The following is a 6,228-nucleotide window of genomic DNA, read 5'->3' as shown; positions in this document are numbered from 1 at the left end:
GACGCGTGAAGGCGCGCAGCGTGCCGTAGCCGGTCTGGGTGCGGGCATCGAGGTTGATGCGGGCGAGGCCGCGGTAGCCAACGAGATCGCCGTTGCCGGTACCGGTCCGGCTGTCAGTCGGCGCGTAACCGACCTCGAAGCGGGCACGGCCCGAAACGCGAAGGCAGGTGTCGGTGCCCGGGATGTAGAAGAAGCCGGCTCCGTAGGCGGAGCAGACGCGGACGTATTCGACCGGCACGGCCTTCTTGACCGGCAGATCAGCTGCTTGCGCTCCGGCTACCGCGACAACCCCCGCGACAGACCCAAGGAGCGAGCTCTTTAAGAGCCTCATTGTTATCTCCAGAGTTTTCGAGACCAAAGGAACCGCGACGGCCGACAACGGACTGTGTCTTCGAGACGGCGTTACGGGTGTTATTGTCCGACGAGCCTCGCCGGGTTTGTTGTCCACGCTGGTGATGCCCCAGTGCCGTCACACTCTGACTGATGCCCCCGGTGCGGAGCAACACGGATTCGTGACTCCGGCCGAGGTTGTCGGCCAATGTTGCCGCCCTGCAACGGAGTTGAGGCGACTAACAGCCTTCGGCTCTTGAGGGATTTCGCGTTTTGGTGAGGCTGGACAAGCGCTTGAGGAGACTCTGGTATGCCAAGTCGATGAGTTGCCATTTCTCATCGAGGTCAGCAGGCCAGCCGCCGTTTGGTCTTATGCCGTTCGAGATTGGGTGGGCGGACGCGATGAGCGTCGTCACTTCGGGAAGGTGGCAGACCAGTGGCTTTTTCGAGCCCTGTTGATTTTTCTAATGGTCCTCAGGACCGGGCGACACTTCTGGCGAGCGACTTGCCTATTCGTATATGGTCGCGGAATGATCCTCCTACTCACGCTCAATCGCTCTTGCGTTCCCAACCATTCTTCCGTTTTTTCGTGCCACCAAGTACTGTGAGGTAGTTCTTCGAAGATCTGTCTTGGGAGAATGGAACGCAAACCCTGATGATTTTAGCTCCTTTGTCTGAGCTTATGTCGTACGCTTGCCGATTGCCAGGCAAGGTAAAAATCTCACCGGCAGAATAGTCTTCTTCAAGGCCATTCTGATAAACTATTTTGCAGCTACCCTTAATTACGAGTATATTCTCTTCAAAAGCTCGCCTCAGTTGCAGGCTTACGGTAGACCCTGCTTCCACTTCCTCTACTTCCGCTGCAACTGCTGCACGTCCCGTGAAGTTCATTCGCTGAAACTTAAATCCATTTCCCAACTCTCCCGTGTCAACTACTGCGTTGGTAAATTTATTTGCCCTATCAGGGAGAAAAAAGTCAGTAGTAACGGACATAAACTTATACAATCGCACGAATGTTTCAAATGATGGCGCAGTTTGGCCGTTTTCTATTCTAGACAAAATTGATTTGGAAATGCCTGTTTGCTTTGTAATTCCTTCGTAACTGAGCTGCAGCTTATTCCTGTGATGGCGCAAGTTGGCACCAAAGATCGTTAAGTATTCCAGAAGTTCATCCTTGGTCAGCATTAACTTACGTCCTATGCGGTCGCATACTCAGGCCGCAACACTCGCGGCATTCTTGGAAATGGACCTAGCCTATCGGTACTAGAGCTCTGGGAATATGAATCTCACGCACCGGCCCGAAGCTCCTCGACCGTCACGACGGTAAAGCGATCCGTAGTGTGTAAGAAGTACCGTTGAACAGGAGCGTGTCCAGCTTCATGGTGACAGGTGAAGCGGCGCCGGCCCTTCGTCCTAGCCATGCTTAGCAACCTGGCTTAGATCCTCGCTGCGGATACGGGCACCGCCGCCGGATTTTTAGGGCGGTAGGTCACCCCGCTTTGCTGGCCATCGCGCCATCGATGGTCGGAAGCCCAATCACGTCACAGGACGGATGTCCGGGAGCAATTTGGCCCTGGAACGAGCGACCTCGTCGGTCAGAATATGCGAGAGGCGGCCCTGCATCATCTCTGACGCTTCAGTCCGCATGAGGCCTTAATCGAGGACGACCCGAGTCATGGCGCGTGCAGCCATCTCGATCATGACGACGGGCGGTTCAAGCGGACCATGATAGGCGGAATCGAAGAGGTGCGAGATCAGCCAGCCGCCATGATTGGCTCAGCTGCCACAGTTGTAAGCTATGGAGGCAGCTTCAACGGCGCGCCGCTAAGGTAGCGATCAGCCACTTTCCAGCCGGCACGCAACGTGGTACACAGAGGCAATCAGTTTCTGGCACAAAGCGTCGATTTTGCTGAATAAATTTCTTTGCGAACACAATCCTTTCCTGGGCACCAATCGCTGAAATCGCTCCCGATTTCCTTTGCGGTTTTCCTCTTGAAGGTCCTGCTGCCCCGCGAAGTTGGGGGAAGACGGACGGACTTTCATCCCTTACGATCCAAGTTGATCCGGTGCATGGCACCGCCGCCGAGACTCCTCTGCTCGATCTTACGAAGGAATGCGCGGCCGTCTTTGCGCTACGCCGCCCTGCATCGCCGTGAGCTCCCGTTCAGTCAGAGGTGATGGCGGCGATGGCTGCCGCCTCGGCGCGGCCGATCCGGATCATAGCCTCGGCCAACCGGCTATGATGCCGTCATGAGCAATGTGATTCGACCAACCTTCGGAGGCAGGAAGCCTTCCGAAGCGCCATCACCTGGGGAGTACGCCCCGCTTCGCGTGTTCGGTGACGCCGCAGGCTATGCGGTGGCGATGATTCGGGACGAAGCCGCACCGGAAGGTCCTGCGATCCGGGTCGTGGTCGGCGCGCTCTCCGGAAACGAGGTCGAGCCGGTGGCGACCTATCCGGCGACCCCGGAGGGCGAGGCGGATGCTGAGACCGCCGCCTTCGCGATCCTGCGAACGCTGGAGCTGGTCGGGACTCGCGGGGAGGCGCCGGATACGGCCTGACGCTGCCGGCGGAAATGGCATATGAGGCGTGAGGATGCCGTTCTGGGGAAGGTTGGAATGAACCCCTTTGTGCGGGCCGCTGCGATAGCGGTCTCTCTCACGGTCGCGACCGGTTCAGAGGCACAGGTCACCCTGCGGGTCATCGACACCGCGCCCAACGACGTGCTGAACGTCCGGGAATTGCCGACGACGGATTCCCGCATCGTCGGCGTCATTCCTCCGGACGGGCGGGGGATCGTTCCGAGCGGCGAGCGGAACGGCAACTGGGTGTTTGTCCGCTACCGGAAGGTCGAGGGTTGGGTGTCGAGCCGGTTCGTGTATCCGGAGGCCCCGCCCGTGCGGCGCGGGCGCAATCTCGACGAGGGCAACGCGGCCGGAACGCCGGCGGAGTAGCACCCGTTGACGGCACCACCTGAAGGCGAGGGTTGTTCGACGTGAGCGGCGGGACGGGTGAGGGGTCGGGTGCGCCCACGGACGCGCGGCTGTCCGAAATCGTCCGCCTGACGAACCTTCTTGCCGACCGCGTGCTCGATGCGCGGATCATGGGCGACCCGGTTGACGAGGCCGACATCGAGGCGCTGCTGAAGGCCTCTCTCCTGCTGAGCGAATTCGGACAGGAAGCCCCCCCGTTGCTCGACCGGCTCATCCGGAATCTCAGGGCGGAAGTGGCCGAGCGGGAACCCCGATGACGACGGCACCCTGATCATGCGGGGAGCCCATCTGCATGGGCTGGCAAGCGCGTCCTCCAAGGCCGCACCCTCGCGATAGGCCGGATGCTTCCGCGGATGAGGGCCTAATGGACGGTGGGGTCCCTCGGGCCGGGCGGCATGACGGCCTCCGCGAACGGAAATTCGAAGACCACCTCGCCGGCTTCGTCCGTCACGACGAGGCTGGCGGTCATCAGTCTCGTCTGGTTCTTCGGGTCGCTGAGGCTGGCCCGGATGGTGGCCCCGGCAGCCTCCCAGGCACGATCCGCATCGGCGAGCTCCGCCCCGTTGAGATCGGCGATGACGTCCTCGCCGATATGGGTGTGGAAGAAGTAGCGAGGCATGCGGCGTCCCCTATCGTCCGCCGCCTCTCATGCTCCTGAACCGGCAGGTGCGGCCGTTATCCTCGTAGCCTGCCGGACAGCGACGAACGCAGGCGCCCGCCGCGAATTTCAGGGGCGGGGGGCACGCCCGGCCGAGCTGCTGCTCCTGGAACAGGTAGGACTTGGACGGGCTCTGCGCCGCGGCCGGGATCGTTGTGCCGAGGGGCGACGCGACGGCGAGCAGGAGGAGGGCTGCGGTGAGAGGGCGGATCATGGATCGTTCCGGGGATGAGAGCGGATGATCAACCCGCATCGGCGCGGCATGTTCAACCTCGAACGATGCCCGAACCGGAAACGGGGAACTCCCGTTGCCGGCTCGGGTTCGCGGTTCAATGGAAGCCTACATCATCGCCCTGGCCGGGTTCGGAGCGCTCGTCCTTCTCACGGCCTGGCTGCCGATGGTGCTGCGGCAACTGCCCCTGTCCCTGCCGATCTTCTGCGTCGGGATCGGTGCGGCGCTCTCCACCGTCACCGTCGCCTCGGGCCTGACGCCCCATCCCCACTTGCACCTGCCGGTCGTCGAGCGCCTGACGGAACTCGTCGTCATCGTCTCCCTCATGGGGGCGGGGCTGAAGCTCGATCGTCAGATCGGCTGGCGGCGATGGATCGTGACCTGGCGCATGCTCGGCCTTGCCATGCCGCTCACGATCCTGGCCCTGGTTGGCCTGGCCTCGACCCTGCTGGGTCTCGGATTGGCCGCGGCGCTGCTCCTCGCCTCGGCGCTCGCGCCCACCGATCCCGTTCTCGCCTCCGACGTCCAGGTCGGCCCGCCCTCGGAGGGCGAGGAGGACGAGATGCGCTTCGCGCTGACCTCCGAGGCGGGATTGAACGACGGCCTGGCCTTCCCCTTCGTCCATCTCGCCATCGCGCTCGCCTCGGCCAGCGCGTTCGGCGCCTGGGAGCTGGGGCAGTGGTTCGCCCTGAACGTCGTCTGGAAGATCGCCGTCGGCGTTGCCCTCGGCGTGCTCATCGGCCGAGGGCTGGGCTGGCTCATGTTCCACCTGCCGAACCCGGCCCGGCTGTCGCGGACCGGTGACGGCTTCGTCGCCCTCGGCGTGACCTGCCTGACCTACGCCGCGGTGGAGGTGGCTCATGGCTACGGCTTCATCGGCGTCTTCGTGGCGGCGCTGTCGCTGCGCGGGACGAAGCGCGGCCACGAGTACCACCAGAAGCTCCACGAATACGCCGAGGAGCTCGAGCGGCTCCTGATGATGGTCCTGCTGGTCGGGTTCGGGGCCGCTCTCCTCGGCGGCGGATTGCTCAAGGCGCTGACATGGCCGAGCGTCGCCTTCGCGCTGCTCGCCCTCTTCGTCGTGCGGCCCTTGAGCGGCTGGATCAGCCTCCTGGGTTCGGGGCGCCCCACGGACGAGCGGGTCGTGATCAGCTTCTTCGGCATCCGCGGCCTCGGTACGGTCTATTACCTGGCCTACGCCCTCAACCACGCCCCGTTCACGCAGGCCGACATTCTCTGGAGCACGGCCGCGCTGACCATCCTCGTCTCGATCGTCCTGCACGGGACCACGATCACGCCGGTGCTGCGCTTCATCGACCGCCGCAGCGGGCGCGATACGGAGAGCGCGCAGCTCGACCTGAAGCTGCCCTCCGCCAAGAGCGCGTAGCCGCGCAGGCGACGCTCGGCCGGTGCGTTAGCCGCTCAGTCCTGTCGACGGCGTTTCGCAGGATGCGTTAACGGAGCCTTAACCATGTTCCCCGAGGTTCTTCCTGTCCTGGGACAGGCAATCGTCGCAGGCCACGGTTCAGCGATGCCCCGAAAGGCCGGGTGTTCGTCGAGATCCGCATCGCACCAACATCCACGAAGGGGAGATGTTGAATGCCCGCCCGTCGACCCGCCCTGGGCAGGAGATCCCTGCTGGCGCTGATCGGAGGCGCAGCCGCGTCGCCGCTTGCCGCGCTCGCCGAGGAGCGGCCGCCGCCGCGCGTCGGGCGCTGGTTCATCCAGGTCTGGTTCGAGGGCAATTTTCCGATCGAGCTCGACCCCTCGGCAAATCCCGGCCGCTTGGAGGTTTCCATCGGGGGCGAGTTCGTCGCCTGCGCGCTCGCCGGGGTGGCGCAATCGAAGCAGGGGCAGATGTGGCTCGCGCCCCTCTCGATCGGCGCCTCCGCCCTCGGCCGCCGGGAGGACATCAAGGTCGAGGTCTTCGGCGAGCTGAAGCGGGTCGCCCGGCCCGTCATCAAGATCACGGAGATCGAGGGGAAGGCCTGAGGCCTACCGGGCTTCGGGATAA

General features: G+C 63.3%; 9 protein-coding genes. 5 read left to right on the top strand and 4 right to left on the bottom strand.

Translation table 11 applies throughout. The features are described 5' to 3' along the window. The coding region (locus MFF55_RS12160) for a porin (protein WP_238244351.1) at positions 1–331 on the bottom strand (331 nt) is incomplete at its 3' end. Positions 332–879: 548 nt separating this feature from the next. Then, positions 880–1,515 carry a helix-turn-helix domain-containing protein gene (locus MFF55_RS12155; RefSeq protein ID WP_238244350.1) on the bottom strand — a complete coding sequence of 212 codons (636 nt, stop codon included), beginning with the start codon at positions 1,513–1,515 and terminating at the stop codon, positions 880–882. A 1,146-nt stretch (positions 1,516–2,661) separates the two neighbouring features. Here MFF55_RS12155 and MFF55_RS12150 point away from each other — a divergent pair. The 3 genes from MFF55_RS12150 to MFF55_RS12140 are packed head-to-tail and all read left to right on the top strand — an operon-like array spanning position 2,662 to position 3,581. Next, positions 2,662–2,892, top strand: coding sequence for a hypothetical protein (locus MFF55_RS12150; protein WP_238244349.1), 231 nt, complete (start codon positions 2,662–2,664; stop codon positions 2,890–2,892). Between the two features lie 57 nt (positions 2,893–2,949). Continuing rightward, the gene (locus tag MFF55_RS12145) at positions 2,950–3,285 is read left to right on the top strand and encodes an SH3 domain-containing protein (protein WP_238244348.1); all 336 of its coding nucleotides are present in this window, start codon (positions 2,950–2,952) and stop codon (positions 3,283–3,285) included. Between the two features lie 32 nt (positions 3,286–3,317). Continuing rightward, a complete protein-coding gene (locus tag MFF55_RS12140; RefSeq protein WP_238244347.1) occupies positions 3,318–3,581 on the top strand; it encodes a hypothetical protein in 264 nt (87 codons plus the stop codon). 104 nt (positions 3,582–3,685) lie between these two features. Here MFF55_RS12140 and MFF55_RS12135 read toward each other — a convergent pair whose 3' ends face one another. Continuing rightward, positions 3,686–3,943, bottom strand: coding sequence for a DUF6894 family protein (locus MFF55_RS12135; RefSeq protein ID WP_238244346.1), 258 nt, complete (start codon positions 3,941–3,943; stop codon positions 3,686–3,688). Between the two features lie 10 nt (positions 3,944–3,953). Next, positions 3,954–4,196 (bottom strand): hypothetical protein, encoded by a 243-nt coding sequence (locus tag MFF55_RS12130; protein WP_238244345.1) that lies wholly within the window; start codon positions 4,194–4,196, stop codon positions 3,954–3,956. 118 nt (positions 4,197–4,314) lie between these two features. Here MFF55_RS12130 and MFF55_RS12125 point away from each other — a divergent pair, with 118 nt between their 5' ends. Both MFF55_RS12125 and MFF55_RS12120 read left to right on the top strand, forming a co-directional pair. Continuing rightward, positions 4,315–5,601 (top strand): cation:proton antiporter, encoded by a 1,287-nt coding sequence (locus tag MFF55_RS12125; RefSeq protein ID WP_238244344.1) that lies wholly within the window; start codon positions 4,315–4,317, stop codon positions 5,599–5,601. A 212-nt stretch (positions 5,602–5,813) separates the two neighbouring features. After that, positions 5,814–6,206, top strand: coding sequence for a hypothetical protein (locus MFF55_RS12120; protein ID WP_238244343.1), 393 nt, complete (start codon positions 5,814–5,816; stop codon positions 6,204–6,206). Positions 6,207–6,228: the final 22 nt, after the last annotated feature.

Source organism: Methylobacterium iners, assembly GCF_022179305.1.
Taxonomy (GTDB): Bacteria; Pseudomonadota; Alphaproteobacteria; order Rhizobiales; family Beijerinckiaceae; genus Methylobacterium; species Methylobacterium iners.
The sequence above is the reverse complement of the archived record's forward strand: the minus strand, read 5'-3'. Positions and strand labels throughout refer to the sequence as shown.